This is a genomic window from Burkholderia sp. LFS061 (genome assembly GCF_047978125.1).
GTDB lineage: Bacteria > Pseudomonadota > Gammaproteobacteria > Burkholderiales > Burkholderiaceae > Burkholderia > Burkholderia pyrrocinia_C.
In genome coordinates, this window is record NZ_JBFPFS010000009.1 from 149,747 (window position 1) to 166,744 (window position 16,998).

Consider the following 16,998-nt stretch of genomic DNA (forward strand, 5'->3'; position numbering starts at 1 on the left):
CGGAGGTTGGGTGCGCTCGGATCGATGCCGGGCGTATACCTTTGTATTTGGTCCCTGCAAAGACCGACCAGTACCGCCGAAAATGCTATCGGATCAAAGGGCATAGTTCACTGTATGGAAGCTAAAAGGCATCGCAATCTGGGCGGGATGGAGTTACTCACGCTTCTTAGATTGTTGAATAACGGTATCGGAATTCTATGGAAAGTCAATGGTGATTTTCGACGCACGGAACTTACTGTACAGCCTATTGAGAAAAGACACCTACCGCAAGCGAAGTGCGAGGAGTCCATAATCGCAAACACGCATGATGCCAATTACGGATCGCTACCCCGCATCTACGTCTGGCCGCTGGTCGTCCGTCGAACAAGTCTGCTAGCGATACCAATTATGTCGATCACTTTCTGCTTGCCGAGATACAAAATACTGTTGCCGACGATCTCTTACGATGAACCCGTTGAGGACGTTTCTGCGCGAGCGCTCACTCTAATGCACCGTTAGCTTGCCCGGGATACAGGACTTGCTAGCAGGAGTGGGAGGCGGGTAAGCAACGCGTGGACGCTGGCTTCACGAATCATTTTAAGACGCATTAGTAGCCGCTTGCATCCTAATGCCCCCGCTGCGCCGCACGATGACAAGTCGACCTCGGAATACGGATACCCCAATTTCTAGCTCGTTAAAACTTTATAGAATGTGAACCTACCGAGCACGCATTATCGGTAGCGCGACGCCTCATAATTTTTTTCTACAAGATTGGCAAAAAAATGGCGGACGAATTACGTGCGGCGCACATATAGCGTCACTTAACGCCAGCACAACACATTAAATGAGTCGAGAAATGCAACCAAACATGGCGGCTATCCAGCGAGTCTCATATACGCAAAAAGGCACGAGCCTATCCAGCCCGTGCCTTCCCCTGAGCACACCGCCCCGCTCAGAACGTATGCATCATCCCCACATACGCGCCCGTCTGCGACTCGCCCGTCAGCGGGCTCGTACCCGACGTCGCATCCCGCGGCGTCGCGAGCAACGAGAAGTTCGAATTCCCGCCGTTGCGCGCATACGCGACCGTGCCGTACAGGAACGTGCGCTTCGACAGGTTGTACGTAGTACCGAGCACATACATCATCGCGTGCCCCGACGGATCGTGCGACGCATCGCCGCCGCCGTCGCCGACCTTCACGTAATACCCGCCGCCCGTCACCGCCCACTGCGGCGTCGCGGTGTAGGTCGCGCCGAGCCAGTAGTGATCCGCACGATCGGCGACGCCGGCCGGGCTGTCCGGCGCCTGGTAGTGCGTATACGCGCCCTGGATCTTGAACTTCGACACCTTCACGTTCGCGCCGACGAAGTACTCGCGCGACGCGGTGAAGATATTGCTGAACTTGCCGTTGTTGTCGCGCAGTTCGTCGTAGATGCCGCGCACGTCGAGCACCGGCGAATGGTACGAGATCATGATCCCGTCCGAGCGGCCGAAATCGTCGGCCGCGCCGTAGTTGAAGCCGCGCGACTGGTTGCCGAACGCATATTGCGCCTGCACGTCGAAGCCGCCGATCACCGGGCTGTGATATTCGATGTTGTTGCTGCTTTGCTGCCAGTTGCGGCCGCGCACGAGCGACGCCGACGAAAACGCCTGCTGCACGAACGGATCGAATTCCCACACGCCGTCGCTGTCGATGAACAGGTTGCGGCCGGCCTGCAGCTGGCCCCACGTGTCGCTCTTCAGGCCGACATACGCGCGCCGCGACCACATGCGCCCGCCGCCCGTCTGGCCGTTCATCACCTGGAACGCGGTTTCGAGGTTGAAGACCGTCGACAGCCCGCCGCCGAGATCCTCGATGCCCTTCAGCCCGAACATGCTGGTGCCCCAGTCGCCGCTTTCCGCACTCCAGCGCGACTTGCTACCGTTCGGCGTCGCGATGTGGTTCAGGTATTCGACGCCGCCGTCGACACGGCCGTACAGCGTCACGCTCGTTTGTGCGAATGCGGCCGCCGGCGTGGCGGCCGCGATCAGCCATGCGAAATGTTTGAGTCGCAAAATGATGCCCCCTCGGAGTCTCGACCATCCGACGCGCGCCCCATGCGCGCGCCCGGTCATCCGCGATCGATCGAAAAACGTCCGGGGCCGGCCGCGCAGAGCGCGAGCAGGCCGCCCGAGATCGCGATGTTCTTGTAGAAATGAATCATGTTGTTGATCTGCTCGCCGCCCGTCATCGTCCAGTAATGGTGGCCGATGAGGCCGGTGCCGATCGTATAAAGCGCAAGCAGCAGCGCGAGCGGCCGCGTCTGGAAGCCGACCAGGATCGCGATCCCGGCGAACAGCTCCATCGCGACGGAGATCGCCGCGGACACGATCGGCGCGGGCGCGCCTTCCGAACCCATGAACGCGATGGTACCGGGAAAGTCGACGATCTTCTTCCAGCCGAACATCACGAACAGGATCACGAGAAGAATACGGGAAAGCAGCAGCAGCACATCGCGCTGGGACGCGAGAAACGGTTGATTCGGTGTCATGGTGTCGATCAACGAAAAACGATGCGCGGCTGGCGCACCGGATTGCCAATGAACCGGGACGGGCGGCCGCCTGCGCCGCCCGCCCCGCTCTGCAACAACCGGCATCGGGCTCGGCCCGATGTGCTGTGCTCCTCCTCTTGTTCGATGCTGCTCTCTTCTTCGATGTTGCGATGTCGCGATGTTGCCCTGCTGCTTCGTCGCGCGCCGCGTCAACGCAGCTTCGCGACGTCCTGATCGGTCACCTTCGCGGCCGGATTGCCGAACTGCCCGGTCAGGTAGTTCGTCAGCGCGGCGATCTGCGCATCCGACAGATCGTGGCGGAACGCCGGCATGCCGACGTCCTCGCTGCCGGCCTTGCGCTGCACGCCGTTCAGGATCACCTGCACGAGGTTGGTCGGATTCGGTGCGCCGACCGTCGAGTTATGGAACAACGGCGGGTAATACCCGTCCGGCGTGCCATTGCCCTGCATCTGGTGGCAGGTCGCGCAGTTGCCGAGATACAGCCGCGCCGGATCGATACCCGACGACGCGAGCGCGACGCCGCGCAGCTTCAGGCCGTCCTCGGCCGGCTTGCCCCACGACGAGCGCGACTGCTTCGCGTCGCCGCTGGCGACGGCCGGCACCGTGCGGATGTACGTCGAGATCGCGCCGATGTCGGATTCCGTCATCTTCGAGAAGCTGTGCTCGATCGCCTCGGCCATCGGGCCGGCCGCCTGCGCGACGCCCGGCACGCTGCCGGTGCGCAGGTACTGCACGAGCTGCTGCTGCGTCCAGCCGCCGATCCCCGCGTTCGGGTCGGACGTGATGTTGTAGCCGTCCCAGCCCGCGAGCACCGAGCCCGACAGGAAGCTGCCGCCCGTCTCGTCGAGCGACTTCTCCTGCATCGCGATGCCGCGCGGCGTGTGGCACGTGCTGCAGTGCGCGAGGCCCTGCACGAGGTACGCGCCGCGGTTCCACTCGGCGCTCTGCGCCGGCTTCGGCTGGTACACGCCATCCTTCAGGAACAGCCAGTTCCAGATCTTCAGCGGCCAGCGCATGCTCAGCAGCGCGGGGATCTCGTTCTTCGGCGGCGCCTGCTTGACCGGTTCGACGCCGTGCATGAAGTACGCATACAGCGCCTGCACGTCGTCGTCGTTGATCTTCGCGTACGACACGTACGGCATCGCCGGGTACAGGTTGTCGCCGTTCTTCGAGACGCCGTGACGCACCGCGCGCTCGAAGTCGTCGAACGTCCAGTTGCCGATGCCCGTATCGGGATCGGGCGTGATGTTGCTCGTGTAGATCTTGCCGAGCATCGGGATCGGCATGCCGAGGCCGCCCGCGAACGGCTTGCCGCCTTTCGCGGTGTGGCACGCCATGCAGTCGCCCGCGATCGCGAGATATTCGCCGCGCTTGACCTGCGCCGGATCGGCCGCGTCGGCCGCGCGCGCGAGGCCCGGCAGCGCGAGGCAGCCGGCGACGAGGAAGGTGAGAGTAGATTTCCGCACGGTCAGACTTCCTTCTTCAGCGTGTCCGACATCCGCAGCGCGAGCGCCGCGATAGTCAGCGTCACGTTTACCGTACCGACGGTCGGCATCGTCGAGCTGCTCGAGATGAACAGGTTCGGATGGTCGAACGTGCGGCAGTCCTTGTCGACGACCGAGTCGCGTGCATCCGCGCCCATGATCGTCGCGCCCGTGATGTGGTTGTTCGGCGCGAACTCGTCGTTGAAGACGACTTCGGTGCCGCCCAGCACCTTCGCGGCCGTCGCATAGACCTCGCGCGTGTGCACGGCGCCGCGCTTCACGTAGTCGTCGATCGCGTACGTGATTTCGGGGCGCGGGATGCCGATCGCGTCGGTGGCCGTCTTGCTCGGCACGATGCGGTTCTCGGGTTGCGGCAGGATTTCGTGGAAGCAGTCGAACTGCACGTAGCGCGCGGAACGGTCGCGGATCTGCGCGTCGAGCTCCTCGGGCTTCATCAGCTTGCCGCCCTTGAAGATCTTCTGCGTCTCCTGGTTGATGCGCGACATGTTCGACAGGTGGATCTTCTTCGCGGCTTCGGTCGCACGGAACGGCCCGTCGCGGAAACCGATCAGCGACGTCATCTCCTGCGGGCCGCGGCCCGGCCACAGTTTCTCGTTCGCGTAGAACGACACGCCGGTGCCCGGGTGGTCCATCAGGTTGCGGCCGACCATGTCGGAGCTGTTCGCGACGCCGTTCGGGAAATCGCGGTTCGCCGACATCAGCAGGATCTTCGGTGTCTCGATGCCGTTCGCCGCAACCACGAAGTACTTGCCTTCGACGCGATGGTCGGCGCCGGACTTGTCCTTGTAGATCGCCGCGACGATGCGCTTGTTCGGGCCGGTTTCCAGCTTGTAGACGACCGCGTTCTCGATCAGCTTCGCGCCGGCCTGCTCGGCCTTCTCGACGTGCACGATCCCGTTGTACATCGCGCCGATCGGGCAGATCGGCATGCAGTTGTTGTTCCCGCAACAGGTTGGCCGGCCGTCGTACGGACGGCTGTTGCGCGCGACCGGCTCGGTCACCACGTGGAACTTCGGGTCATAACCGTTGAGCGCGCTCTTGATCGTCTGCTCGTTGAACGACAACGGCAGCGGCGGCATCGGGTACGGCTGCTTGCGCGGCGAGTACAGGTCTTCCTCGGGGCCCGGGCCCCACACGCCGAGCTCTTCCTCGGCGCGCTGATAGTAATGCTCGAGGTCGTCGTACTGGATCGGCCAGTCGCGGCCGACGCCGTACACGGTCTTCATCTTGAAGTCGTTCGGGATGAAGCGCCACGCGGACGCGGCCCAGTGCCACGTCGTGCCGCCCACCGCGCGGATGTACTGCGAGTTGAACTTGTGCTCGCCCTTCAGGACCAGGTAGTCGTTCGGCGGGCCGTATTCCGGATGCGGCGCCCACGGGCTCGACGGGTACGGCGCCATGAAATCGGTCTTGTCGGTCTGATTCCGAAAGCGCTCGACGATTTCCCAGCGCGGCATGCGCGGGCCGGCTTCCAGCAGGATCACCGACTTGCCCGCCATCGCGAGCTGGTGTGCGACGATCGCGCCTGCGACACCCGAACCGACGACGACGACGTCGGCCTTTTGCGTATCGGTATCGGCCATCAGGCTTGCCTCTCGATCGGTTTTTCGGCCCAGAAGCCGGGTTTGTTGGGGCAATACGAAGGGATCACGAGCGTATCGGATACGACGCTGAACATTAATGCTTCTTCGTAGGTAATCACGACGTTGTCGACGATGCCGAGATACCACGCTTCAAGAATCTTGAGCGCGAGCGCTTCCTGATCGGGATTCAGCGAGCCGGACGCGAGTGCGCCGGCGAGTTGCGGCAGGCTGTCGGCCGTCTTGAACGAGCCCTTCTGCAATGCCTGCAGGAAGCGCTGGCCGAGCACGCGGCTCAGCCCCTTCTTGCCGGTCAATGCTTCGGAAAGCGTCATGAACGTATCGAGCGGCGCGGTGCCGGGCGCATCGGCCAGGGCCCGCAACGCCAGCGAGCCCGTGAGGCCCGCCGCCGTCAGCGCCAGTGCGCCCTGCAGCCATTGACGCCGCGTGATGCCGGTTGCGGCTGCGTCGCCATCGCGACGCGAATGGGGAGTGTTGTCGTTGTGCATGTTTCCTTCTCTCGAACGCCGGATTCGGGAAAACCACGCTTGATATTTCTCAAACTTCGGCGCGGACCTGAAATGTACGCGCACAAATCGGATCGAACAATCTTTTTATAGTCCATTAAATGTTCCGCAATCCGAGACAATCGACATTTCGCTGCATTTTTGTGTCGTCGACGCGACAAATCTGCGACGGACGCACCGGTGTCGCATACCGGCGACACACTGCGGCTGCGCGCGACGATGCGTGCGCACGACGGTCGGTTAGAATCCCGTGCAATCAAACAGAAAGCTTCCCTCCGAGGGCAATCGAGCGATGAAGCAGCACGACAAACAGAACAACACGATTCGAACCAACCACACCACACGGCTGCTCTGGCGCATCGGTGCCGTCGCGGCGCTCGGCGGCGCCGCGGCCCTGTCGCTGCATGCGCTCGCGGCGCGCACGGTGAGCGTGTCGCCGCAAGGCACCGTCACCGAAGTCCGGCAGACCGTCGTCAAGTTCGACGAACCGATGGTCGCGTTCGGCTCGGCGTCCGCGCCGAATCCCGCGCGCGTGACCTGCAACGACTCGACCGCCGCGCGCGGCCAGGGTCACTGGCTCGACGACAAGACCTGGGTTTACGATTTCGAAAACGACCTGCCGCCCGGGGTGCGCTGCTCGGTCGCGCTCAACGACACGCTGCGCTCGGTCGCCGGCAATGCGGCCAGCGGCCCGCGCCGCTTCACGTTCCAGACGGGCGGCCCGTTCCCGGTGAACGTGCGCCCCGGCTCGCGCGAGATCGAGGAGCGGCAGGTCTTCGTGATGAAGCTGAACGGCCCGGCCGAACCGCGCTCGGCGCTCGCGAACATCTGGTGCGAAGCGGCCGGCATCGGCAACCGCATTCCCGTCACGGCCGCCGACGACGATACGCGCAACGCACTGCTCGACCATTTCGGGCTGAAGAAGGACGCCGCGCGCGTATTGACGCTGTCGTGCTCGCAGGCGCTGCCGGCGAGCGCGAAGATGCAGCTCGTGTACGGCAAGGGCGTCGCGAGCCCGAGCGGCATCGCGAACGAAACCGAACGACGCTTCGATTTCACCGTGCGCGCGCCGTTCGCCGCGAGCTTCTCGTGCGAACGCGAGAACGCGAAGGCGCCCTGCACGCCGCTGCGCCCGCTCACGCTGTCGTTCAACGCGCCGATCTCGCGCAAGAACGCCGAGGCGATCAAGCTGCGCGGCTCCGACGGTTCGCTGTCGCCGACCTTCGCGGCCGACGACCACAGCGAGGAAGTGACGACCGTCACGTTCAACCCGCCTTTGCCCGCGCAGGCCGCGCTGACGATCGAACTGCCGTCGGGCCTGCGCGACGTGACCGACCGCTCGCTGTCCAACGCCGACCTGTTCCCGCTGGCGACGCGCACCGCGCCGATGCCGCCGCTCGCGAAATTCTCGTCGGGCACCTTCGGAATCGTCGAGCGCTTCGCCGAACCCGATACGCCGGCGCTCGTGCCCGTCACGCTGCGCAACGTCGAGGCCGACCTGCATATCGCCGGCCTCAACGCGGGCGGCGCGCAATTCGCGAACCTGAAGGTCGAGAACGACACCGCGATCCGCCAGTGGATGCGCACCGTCGACCGCTTCGACAACTGGTCGATGACGGCCGGCTCGATCGACAGCCAGATTCCCGGCCTGCTCCAACGCAAGGGCCAGCACCCCGTCTACGTGCCGCTCCAGGCCGGCGAAAAGCAGCCCGCGCCGAAGGACCGCCGCATCGACGTACGCTCGCTGTCGCTGCTCAAGGGCGAGCCCGGCGCGCAGGCGCTGACGCTGCCGCAGGCCGACCCGAAGACGCTGCGCCCGTTCGAGATCGTCGGCGTGCCGATCGACAAGCCCGGCTTCTACGTGCTCGAACTCGCGTCGCCCGCGCTCGGCCGCTCGCTGCTCGCGAAGCCGTCGAGCATGTACGTGCGCACCACCGTGCTCGTCACGAACCTCGGCGTGCACCTGAAACAGGGCCGCGAGAACAACCTCGTGTGGGTCACGACGCTCGACAAGGGCAAGCCCGTGCCGAACGCGCAGATTCGCGTGTCGGACTGCAACGGCGATGAAATCGCCGCCGGCAAGACCGATGCGCAGGGCCTGCTGAAGATCGACGGGCCGTTCGAACCGAAGCACGAATGCCGCTCGTCCGAGCGTTTCGACGACTACTTCGTGTCGGCGCGCGTCGACGATCCGAAGACGGGCCCCGACATGGCATTCGTCAGCTCGGGCTGGAACCGCGGGATCGAATCCTGGCGCTTCAACGTGCCGACCGACACCGACAGCGCACCGACCATGCGCGCGCACACGGTGTTCGACCGCACGCTGCTGCGCGCAGGCGAAACCGTGTCGATGAAGCATTTCATCCGTACCGAGACGCTGCAGAGCCTCGCGTTCCCGTCGCAATACCCGACGCGCGTGACGATCCGCCATCTCGGCACGGGCCAGACGTACAAGCTGCCGCTCACGTGGGCCGCCGATCACAGCGCGGACACGCAGTTCACGCTGCCGCCGGCCGCGAAGCTCGGCGAATACAGCGTCGAACTTGCAGCCGGCCCGGAAGACGCGCCGACCGCCACCTACTACAGCGGCAGCTTCCGCGTCGAGGCGTTCCGCCTGCCGGTGCTGAAGGGATCGATCGGCGCGCTCGACGCTCAGAAGAGCCCGCTCGTCGCGGTGAAGGAAGCGCCGCTCGCGGTGCAGATCGACTACGTGTCGGGCGGCGGCGCATCGAACCTGCCGGTGCAGGTGTCGGCGCTGATGAAGTGGGCGTCGCCGCCGTTCGCGGATCGCTTCGAGGACTTCAGCTTCACGCCGTATCGCCCCGACACGAGCGACGGCAACGCCGACGACGATTCGCAGGACGGCGACAACGCGTCGTCGTCGAACCACGATCCCGACGCGACGAAGCTGATCGCCGACAAGCTGCCGCTGACGCTCGACCGCAACGGCGCGGGCTCGGTCACGCTCAAGGGCCTGCCCGACGTCGACGCGCCGAAGCGCATCGCGCTCGAAGCGACGTTCTCCGACCCGAACGGCGAAGTGCAGACGATCCGCGGCGACACGATCCTGTGGCCGGCCGCGGTGGTGGCCGGCATCAAGGCCGGCCGCTGGGTGTCGGTCGGCCAGCGCGTGCCCGTGCAGGCGCTCGCGGTCGACCTGCAGGGCAAGCCGCGCGCATCGGTGCCGATCGAGATCAAGGGCGTCGCGCACATCACGACGTCGTCGCGCAAGCGGATGGTCGGCGGCTTCTATGCGTACGACAACAAGAGCGACACGCGCGACCTCGGCGTGCTGTGCTCGGGCAAGACCGACGACAAGGGCCGCATGGCCTGCGACGCGACGCTCGAACAGGCCGGCAACGTGCAGCTGATCGCGGTCGCGAAGGACGGCGACGGCCGCACGTCGAACGCATCGACGTCGGTGTGGGTCACGCGCGAGGACGAACTCTGGTTCGGCGGCGACAACACCGACCGGATCGACGTGATCCCGGAGAAGACCTCGTACGAACCGGGCGAAACGGCCCGCTTCCAGGTGCGCATGCCGTTCCGCTACGCGACCGCGCTCGTCGCGGTCGAGCGCGGCGGCGTGATGGAAACGCACATCGTCGAGCTGAACGGCAAGAACCCGACCGTCGACCTGAAGGTCGGCGAATCGTGGGGGCCGAACGTCTACGTGTCCGTGCTCGCGCTGCGCGGCCGGATTCGCGAAGTGCCGTGGTACTCGTTCTTCACGTGGGGCTGGAAAGCACCGGTCGAATGGGCGCGCGCGTTCTGGCGCGAAGGCCGCCACTATGAAGCGCCGACCGCGTTCGTCGACCTGTCGAAGCCCGCGTTCCGCTACGGCCTCGGCGAGATCAAGGTCGGCACGGGCGTCCACCGTCTCGGCGTGACCGTGACGACCGACGCGACGCGCTACACGGTGCGCGGCAAGGCGCAGGCGCACGTGAAGGTCACGCTGCCGAACGGCCAGCCCGCGCCGGCCGGCACGCAGATCGCGGTCGCGGCCGTCGACGAGGCGCTGCTCGAACTGATGCCGAACAACAGCTGGGACCTGCTCGACGCGATGCTGCGACGGCGCGCGTACGGCGTCGAGACGGCCACCGCGCAGATGGAAATCGTCGGCCGCCGCCACTTCGGCCGCAAGGCCGTGCCGGCCGGCGGCGGCGGCGGCAGCGCGCCGACGCGCGAGCTGTTCGACACGCTGCTGCTGTGGAACCCGCGCGTGACGCTCGACGCGAACGGCAGCGCGACCGTCGAGGTGCCGCTGAACGACGCGCTCACGCGCTTCAGGATCGTCGCGATCGCGGCAGTCGGCCCCGACCGTTTCGGCACGGGCAGCACGTCGATCCGCAGCACGCAGGATCTGCAGCTGATCTCCGGCCTGCCGCCGCTCGTGCGCGAAGGCGACGCGTTCCGCGCGCAGGTCACGCTGCGCAACACGACCGACCGCGCGATGCAGGTCGTCGTGACGCCGCGCGTGACGGGCCTCGACGTCGCGCCGCAAACCGTGTCGCTCGCGGCCAATACGGCAACCGAGGTCGCGTGGACGATCACCGTGCCCGAGCAGGCGCTCGACGCGGCCGGCGCGCTGAACTGGCGCATCGAAGCGGCCGAGCAAGGCGGCAAGCGCGCGTCCGACGCGCTGGCGGTCGCGCAGAAGGTCGTCCCGGCACTGCCGGTAACCGTGCAGCAGGCGACGCTCGCGCAGGTCGACGGCACGCTGACGGTGCCCGTGTCGGCACCGGCCGGCGCCGTGAGCAACGCACAGGGCGCGCCGCGCGGCGGCATCGCCGTGTCGCTGCAGTCGAAGCTTGCCGACGGCCTGCCCGGCGTGCGCCGCTGGTTCGAGCGCTATCCGTACCGCTGCCTCGAACAGCAGGCGTCGCGCGCGATCGGCCTGCGCGACCCCGCGCAATGGCAGGCGCTGGTCGCGCGCATGCCCGTCTATCTCGACAGCGACGGGCTCGCGAGCTACTTCCCGCCGTCGTCCGACGATTCTCACTACGGCAGCCCGACGCTGTCGTCGTACCTGCTCGTGCTGTCCGACGAGGCGAGCCGGGCCGACCCGCGCTTCGCGCTGCCGGAAGACCTGCGCACGCAGCTCGAAGCCGGGCTCGCGCGCTTCGTCGACGGCCGCATCGAGCGCAACGCGTGGGCGCCGCGCCAGGATCGCGACCTGCGCAAGCTCGCCGCGATCGAGGCGCTGTCGCGCCACGGTGCCGCGCAAGGCCGCATGCTCGGTTCGATCGAGATCGCACCGAACCAGTGGCCGACGTCGGCGGTGATCGACTATCACGCGATCCTGACGCGCGTGAAGGACATCCCTCAACGCGACGAGAAACGCGCGCAGGTCGAACAGATCCTGCGCGCGCGCCTCACGTACCAGGGCACGCAGCTCGTGTTCTCGACCGCGCGCGACGACGACCTGTGGTGGCTGATGACGAGCAACGAGACCAACGCCGCGCGTCTCGCGATGGAATTCGCGGGCGACCCGGCGTGGAAGGACGAGATGCCGCGCATCACGGCCGGCCTGCTCGCGCTGCAGCATCAGGGCGCGTGGCAGACGACGACGTCGAACGCGCTCGGGCTGCTCGCGGTCGAGCGCTTCTCGCGCACCTACGAGAGCACGCCCGTCTCCGGCGCGACGAAGGTCGCGCTCGGCGGCAACGAGCGCGCGATCTCGTGGTCGCAGGCGCCGGCCCCGGCCGACACGCCGGCGTCGGCCACCGCCGCGACCCGCGCCGCCGCCGCGCGCAGCGTGCTGATGCCGTGGCCGCGCGCGTCGCAGGCGCCGGCCACGCTGTCCGTCACGCAGGAAGGCACCGGGCGCCCGTGGGCGACGGTCGAGAGCCTCGCGGCCGTGCCGCTGCGCTCGCCGTTCGCCGCCGGCTACCGGATCACGAAGACCGTCACGCCGGTGTCGCCCGCCGTCAAGGGCGTGCTGACGCGCGGCGACGTCGTGCGCGTGCATCTCGACATCGATGCGCAGAGCGACATGACGTGGGTCGTCGTCAACGATCCGATCCCGTCCGGCGCGACGATCCTCGGTTCGGGCCTCGGCCGCGACTCCGAAGCGGCGACGCAGGGCGAGAAGACGCCCGACGGCGCGTGGCCGGCGTTCATCGAGCGCGACTTCGACGGCTACCGCGCGTACTACGACTATCTGCCGAAGGGCAAATTCTCGGTCGAGTACACGGTGCGGCTGAACAACGTCGGCACGTTCGGATTGCCGCCGACGCGCGTCGAGGCGCTGTACGCGCCATCCGTGTACGGCCTGTGGCCGAACCCGCCGATGACCGTGAAGCCGGCCGACGCGGCCAAGCAGTGAGCGCGTGATGATCGATCGGGTTTTGCCGCGGCCGGCGCGTTTGGCCGGCCGCATATTCGTCGCCATCGTGCTGGCCGCGCCGCTCGTCGCGCATGCGCTGCCCGGTTACGACGACGTGCGCCGCGACTGGCGCAGTTCCGACTGGGTGCTGCTCGCGCGCGACGGCACGCCGCTGCAGCGCACGCGCGTCGACCTCATCGAACGGCGCGGCGACTGGGTGTCGCTCGCGGACGTGTCGCCCGCGTTCCGCGAGGCGATCGTCGTCTCCGAAGACAAGCGCTTCTACGAACATAGCGGCGTCGACTGGCGCGGGATCGCCGGCGCCGCGTGGGGCAACCTGTGGAACGAGCGCACGCGCGGCGCGTCAACCGTGACGATGCAGCTCGCCGGGCTGCTCAGCGATTCGCCGCGCCGCTCGGGCCAGCGCTCGCTGCCGCAGAAGGCCACGCAGGCGATGAACGCGCTGCTGCTCGAACGCGGCTGGCGCAAGGACCAGATCCTCGAGGCGTACCTGAATCTCGTGCCGTTCCGCGGCGAGACGGTCGGGCTCGGCGCACTGTCGCAAGTGCTGTTCGGCAAGGCGCCGTCGGGCCTCGACGCGCGCGAAGCCGCGATCGCGGCCGCACTCGTGCGCGCGCCCAACGCGACGGCCGCGAAGGTCGCCGAGCGCGCGTGCCGGATCCTGCGCGACATGCATGCCGAGCAGGCGTGCGCGTCGCTCGACGGCTACGTGCAGTTCGTCACAGCGCGGCCGGCCAACGCCATGCGCGACGACGGTGCGGCCCTCGCCCCGCACTTCGCACGGCGCATCGCGGCCGAGGTCAGGCCGGCGGCCGGCGCGCAGGTCCGCACGACGCTCGATGCACCGTTGCAACGCTTTGCGCGCGACACGCTGATGCGCGCGCTGACCGAACTCAACGCGCCCGCGCACCGGCGCAACGTGCAGGACGGCGCGGTCGTCGTGATCGACAACGCGACCGGCGAGATTCGCGCATGGGTCGGATCGTCGGGCGCGTTGTCGAGCGCACGCGACGTCGATGCCGTGCTCGCGCCGCGCCAGGCCGGCTCGACGCTCAAGCCGTTCCTCTATGCGCAGGCGCTCGACGAAAAGCGGCTGACGGCCGCGTCGCTGCTCGACGACGCGCCGATCAACCTCGCCGCCGGCGGCGGCCTGTACATTCCGCAGAACTACGACAAGGATTTCAAGGGCTGGGTGAGCGTGCGCAGCGCGCTCGGCGGTTCGCTGAACGTGCCGGCCGTGCGCACGCTCGTGCTCGTCACGCCGCACCGCTTCGCGCGCACGCTGACCGCGCTCGGCCTGCCGCTCGCGCAGGAAGGCGACTACTACGGCTTCAGCCTCGCGCTCGGGAGTGCCGACGTCACGCTGCTGTCGCTGACGAACGCGTATCGCGCGCTCGCGAACGGCGGCGTCGCGCGCAAGGTCGTCGACCTGCCGGCGCCGGCGTCCGGCGCGCCCGCGCATGCGGACAGCGGCACGCGCGTGTTCAGCGAGGCGGCCAGCTTCGTCGTTACCGACATCCTCTCCGACAACAATGCGCGTGTACGCACGTTCGGCTTCGACAACCCGCTCGCGACGCGCTTCTTCTCGGCGGTCAAGACCGGTACGAGCAAGGACATGCGCGACAACTGGACCGTCGGCTTCACGTCTCGCTATACGGTCGGCGTGTGGGTCGGCAACGCGGACGGTTCGCCGATGTGGGACGTGTCGGGTGTCACGGGTGCGTCGCCCGTGTGGTCGGCCGTCGTCGGCTACCTGCACCGCGACCTGCCGAGCCGAGCGCCGCGCGCGCCTATCGGCGTCGAGACGCGCCGCATCACGTTCGAGCGCGACATCGAGCCGGCGCGCAGCGAGTGGTTCATCGCGGGGACGGCGGTCGACACGATCCGGCTCGCCGCGCCCGTCACGCCGGGCAAGGACGGTGCGCGCGCGCCGCTGACGATCGGCGCGCCGACCGACGGCACGATCTTCGCGATCGACCCGGACATTCCGCCGAAGAACCAGCGGATCTGGTTCGAGCGCTCGGCCGGGCGCGCCGCGCGGTTCGCGTGGCGGCTCGACGACAAGGTGATCGGGCATGCCAACCGCGTCGCGTGGATGCCGTGGCCAGGCCGGCACCGGCTCGAACTCGTCGACGCGCGCGGCAACGTCGCGGATGCGATCAGCTTCGAGGTGCGCGGCGCGTTCGCGAAAACGGCCGCGCGCAAGCCTTGAGCGAGCCGCTTACTGACCGGCGGCCGCTTCTCGAACAAGCGGGCAAGCAACGCCCCGATTCGGGACCTAGAATGGAATCTGCGCCGCTTCCACGACGCTCACCGGCTGCCCCCTTCTCCCGGACGCCCGCGACCATGAACATTCGCCATACGCGTTTCACCCGCCCTGCGCTGGGCGCGCTCTGCGTCGCGGCGCTCGCGACGCTCCAGGCCTGCAACGGCGACGCCTGCTTCGGCGTGGATGTCTGCTTCAACAGCAACACGCAAACCGTCTCACTGTCCGGCACTGCTGCCACGGGCAGCGCGCTCGCGAGCGCGCCGGTGGCGGTCAGTTGCGCGGCAGGCTCGGCGACGACGCTGACGGACGGCGGCGGCAACTACCGTGTGACGGTCAACGCCGCGCTGCCGTGCGTCATCACCGTGACGTCGGGCGGCACGAGCCTGCATTCGCTCGCGTACGCGGGCGGCACCTTCAACACGACGCCCGAAACCGAGTTGATGCTGGTCTATCTCGCGGCACAGCTCGGCACGAACACGGCCGGGCTGATCGGCAATTTCCGGGGCAATCTGCACTTCCAGCAGGTGATGGGCAGCCCGAACGCCGTGCAGGCCGCGCAATCCGCAGTCGTGACGAATCTGCAGCAGCGGTATGCGATCACGCTGACGACGCCGGCGTTCCTGACCACGTCGTTCGTGGTCGGGCAACCGGGTGTCGACAGCGATCTCGGTGCGCTGGCGAAAGCGGGAGCGATCGATTCGAATGGATTGCCGGATCCGGTTGCCGTTTCGCTATTGATGCAGGCCGGCGCCGCGCATCCGCTGTAAGCGGCTTACGCGGCCTCACTGCTCCCGCACACGACGGTCGCGGCCTGCTGCTGCGTCAGATACCGCAGCAGCTTCGTCACCATCCATACGACGATGAACGACAGCGCGACGAAAAACACCGCGAGCGGCGTCAGCACGTGGATCGACACGAAGCCGGCCAGCCCCATCATCGCGGACGACACGAGCAGCAGCGCGCATCCCAGGATCGCGCTCGTCAGGCCCGCGATATGCGGAAACAGCGAATTGCCCTTGGCCATCAGCGTCGGATACATCGCGCCCGCGCAGAAGCCCATCACGAGCACCGGCGTCGCGAGCGTCCACACGCGCAGGCCGACGGTCAGCGCCAGCACCAGCATCGCGACCGACGCACCCGCCATCACGCGCGCGCCGATGCGCAGCCGCTGCTCGGCGCTCGGCAGCCCGCGCCCGTGAATCCGGTTCGACAGCCCGCCGAGGAAATACATCAGGCCAATGCCGAGCGCGAGATAACCGAAGAACGTCGGCGGCTTGTGCAGCGTGGTCTGCACCATGAACGGCCCGACGATGTTAAACACGAGTAGGATGCTGTAGCACAGCCCCTGCGCGAGGAAGCAGCTCTGGAACACCGGGCTCGCCAGCACCTTGCCCGCGTTCGCCATCAGCGTACGCGGCTCGAGATGCACCGGTTTCGGCAAGGTTTCCCGATAGCGCCACAGCAGCGCCCACATCACCAGCGAGTAGACGAGCAGGAACACGAGGCAGGCGCGCCAGCCGAACCATTCCTGCAGGTGCGCGCCGATCACCGGCGCGACGATCGGCGCGAGCCCCCATGCGATCGACATGTACGTGAACGCGTGCATCAGCGCCTGGCCGGAAAACGAATCGGTGATGATCGCCTTCGCGAGCAGGTTGGTGGTCGCGATCCCGAAACCCTGCAGGCAGCGCGCCAGCACGAACGTCTCCAGGTTCTGCGCGCCGAGCGACAGCAGGCAGCCGATCGTGTAGATCACGAGCCCGAACGCGAGCACGCGCTTGCGCCCGTACGCGTCGGCGATCGGGCCGAAGATGAGCTGGCCGAGCGCGTAGGCCGCCATGTAGCCGGACACGCTCGACTGGATCGCCTGCGGCGTCGTCGCGAACGAACGCGCCATGTCGGGCAGCGCGGGCACGTAGATATCGATCGCGAGTTGGCCAGCGGACGCGAACAGGCAGATCAGGAACAGCAGGAAGCGCGGCGAATTCGACTCGCGCGCGGAAGTAAGCGTGGCGTTCATGCGACTGGGAAGGATGTCGGGCAGCGGTGACGCGGCCGCGCATGTTCGAATTGCGAACATGCGTGCGATCGTGGCGAATTCCGTATTGTGCCCGTTGTTGCGTCGGGCGACCGGATTCCCCTGGCGCGGGCGAGGTTGAATGCCGATTGCGGCACGCCTGGAAATGCGCTAGCCGGGCTGCTCGGCCACGGTTTTAATGCTGATTTAAGCCGGCGT

Annotated in this window: 9 protein-coding genes; 3 read left to right on the forward strand and 6 right to left on the reverse strand. The window is 67.1% G+C overall.

The genetic code is table 11. The features are described from left to right. Positions 1-931: 931 nt before the first annotated feature. The 5 genes from ACNQQL_RS11270 to ACNQQL_RS11290 form a co-directional block, all read right to left on the reverse strand. On the reverse strand, positions 932-2,035 hold the full coding sequence (locus ACNQQL_RS11270; protein WP_347064164.1) for a porin: 1,104 nt from the start codon (positions 2,033-2,035) through the stop codon (positions 932-934). Positions 2,036-2,091: 56 nt separating this feature from the next. After that, positions 2,092-2,511: a DoxX family protein gene (locus ACNQQL_RS11275; protein ID WP_347064165.1), complete on the reverse strand. Its 420-nt coding sequence runs from the start codon at positions 2,509-2,511 to the stop codon at positions 2,092-2,094. Positions 2,512-2,720: 209 nt separating this feature from the next. Continuing rightward, on the reverse strand, positions 2,721-3,998 hold the full coding sequence (locus tag ACNQQL_RS11280) for a cytochrome c (RefSeq protein ID WP_347064166.1): 1,278 nt from the start codon (positions 3,996-3,998) through the stop codon (positions 2,721-2,723). 2 nt (positions 3,999-4,000) lie between these two features. Next, the gene (locus ACNQQL_RS11285) at positions 4,001-5,620 is read right to left on the reverse strand and encodes a GMC family oxidoreductase (protein WP_072438782.1); all 1,620 of its coding nucleotides are present in this window, start codon (positions 5,618-5,620) and stop codon (positions 4,001-4,003) included. Continuing rightward, positions 5,620-6,126 carry a sugar dehydrogenase complex small subunit gene (locus ACNQQL_RS11290; RefSeq protein ID WP_072438784.1) on the reverse strand — a complete coding sequence of 169 codons (507 nt, stop codon included), beginning with the start codon at positions 6,124-6,126 and terminating at the stop codon, positions 5,620-5,622. The genes ACNQQL_RS11285 and ACNQQL_RS11290 overlap by 1 nt, the downstream gene beginning before the upstream one ends. 310 nt (positions 6,127-6,436) lie before the next feature. Here ACNQQL_RS11290 and ACNQQL_RS11295 point away from each other — a divergent pair, with 310 nt between their 5' ends. From ACNQQL_RS11295 to ACNQQL_RS11305, 3 genes are all read left to right on the forward strand, one after another. Further along, positions 6,437-12,472, forward strand: a complete 6,036-nt coding sequence (locus ACNQQL_RS11295; protein WP_347064167.1) for an alpha-2-macroglobulin family protein — start codon at positions 6,437-6,439, stop codon at positions 12,470-12,472. 7 nt (positions 12,473-12,479) lie between these two features. Then, entirely contained in the window at positions 12,480-14,705 is a 2,226-nt protein-coding gene (pbpC, locus tag ACNQQL_RS11300; protein WP_347064168.1) for a penicillin-binding protein 1C, read from the forward strand. Positions 14,706-14,839: 134 nt separating this feature from the next. Next, a complete protein-coding gene (locus ACNQQL_RS11305; RefSeq protein WP_347064169.1) occupies positions 14,840-15,529 on the forward strand; it encodes a hypothetical protein in 690 nt (229 codons plus the stop codon). A 5-nt stretch (positions 15,530-15,534) separates the two neighbouring features. On the opposite strand, the gene ACNQQL_RS11310 is transcribed toward ACNQQL_RS11305, so the two are convergent. Beyond that, entirely contained in the window at positions 15,535-16,782 is a 1,248-nt protein-coding gene (locus ACNQQL_RS11310) for a multidrug effflux MFS transporter (RefSeq protein ID WP_347064170.1), read from the reverse strand. Positions 16,783-16,998: the final 216 nt, after the last annotated feature.

Bases quoted from the DNA above. Each gene is read 5' to 3' on its own strand.
- ACNQQL_RS11285 (WP_072438782.1), bottom strand. From the start codon at position 5,620: ATGGCCGATACCGATACGCAAAAGGCCGACGTCGTCGTCGTCGGTTCG.
- ACNQQL_RS11305 (WP_347064169.1), top strand. From the start codon at position 14,840: ATGAACATTCGCCATACGCGTTTCACCCGCCCTGCGCTGGGCGCGCTC.
- ACNQQL_RS11290 (WP_072438784.1), bottom strand. From the start codon at position 6,126: ATGCACAACGACAACACTCCCCATTCGCGTCGCGATGGCGACGCAGCC.
- ACNQQL_RS11275 (WP_347064165.1), bottom strand. From the start codon at position 2,511: ATGACACCGAATCAACCGTTTCTCGCGTCCCAGCGCGATGTGCTGCTG.
- ACNQQL_RS11295 (WP_347064167.1), top strand. From the start codon at position 6,437: ATGAAGCAGCACGACAAACAGAACAACACGATTCGAACCAACCACACC.
- pbpC (WP_347064168.1), top strand. From the start codon at position 12,480: ATGATCGATCGGGTTTTGCCGCGGCCGGCGCGTTTGGCCGGCCGCATA.
- ACNQQL_RS11310 (WP_347064170.1), bottom strand. From the start codon at position 16,782: ATGAACGCCACGCTTACTTCCGCGCGCGAGTCGAATTCGCCGCGCTTC.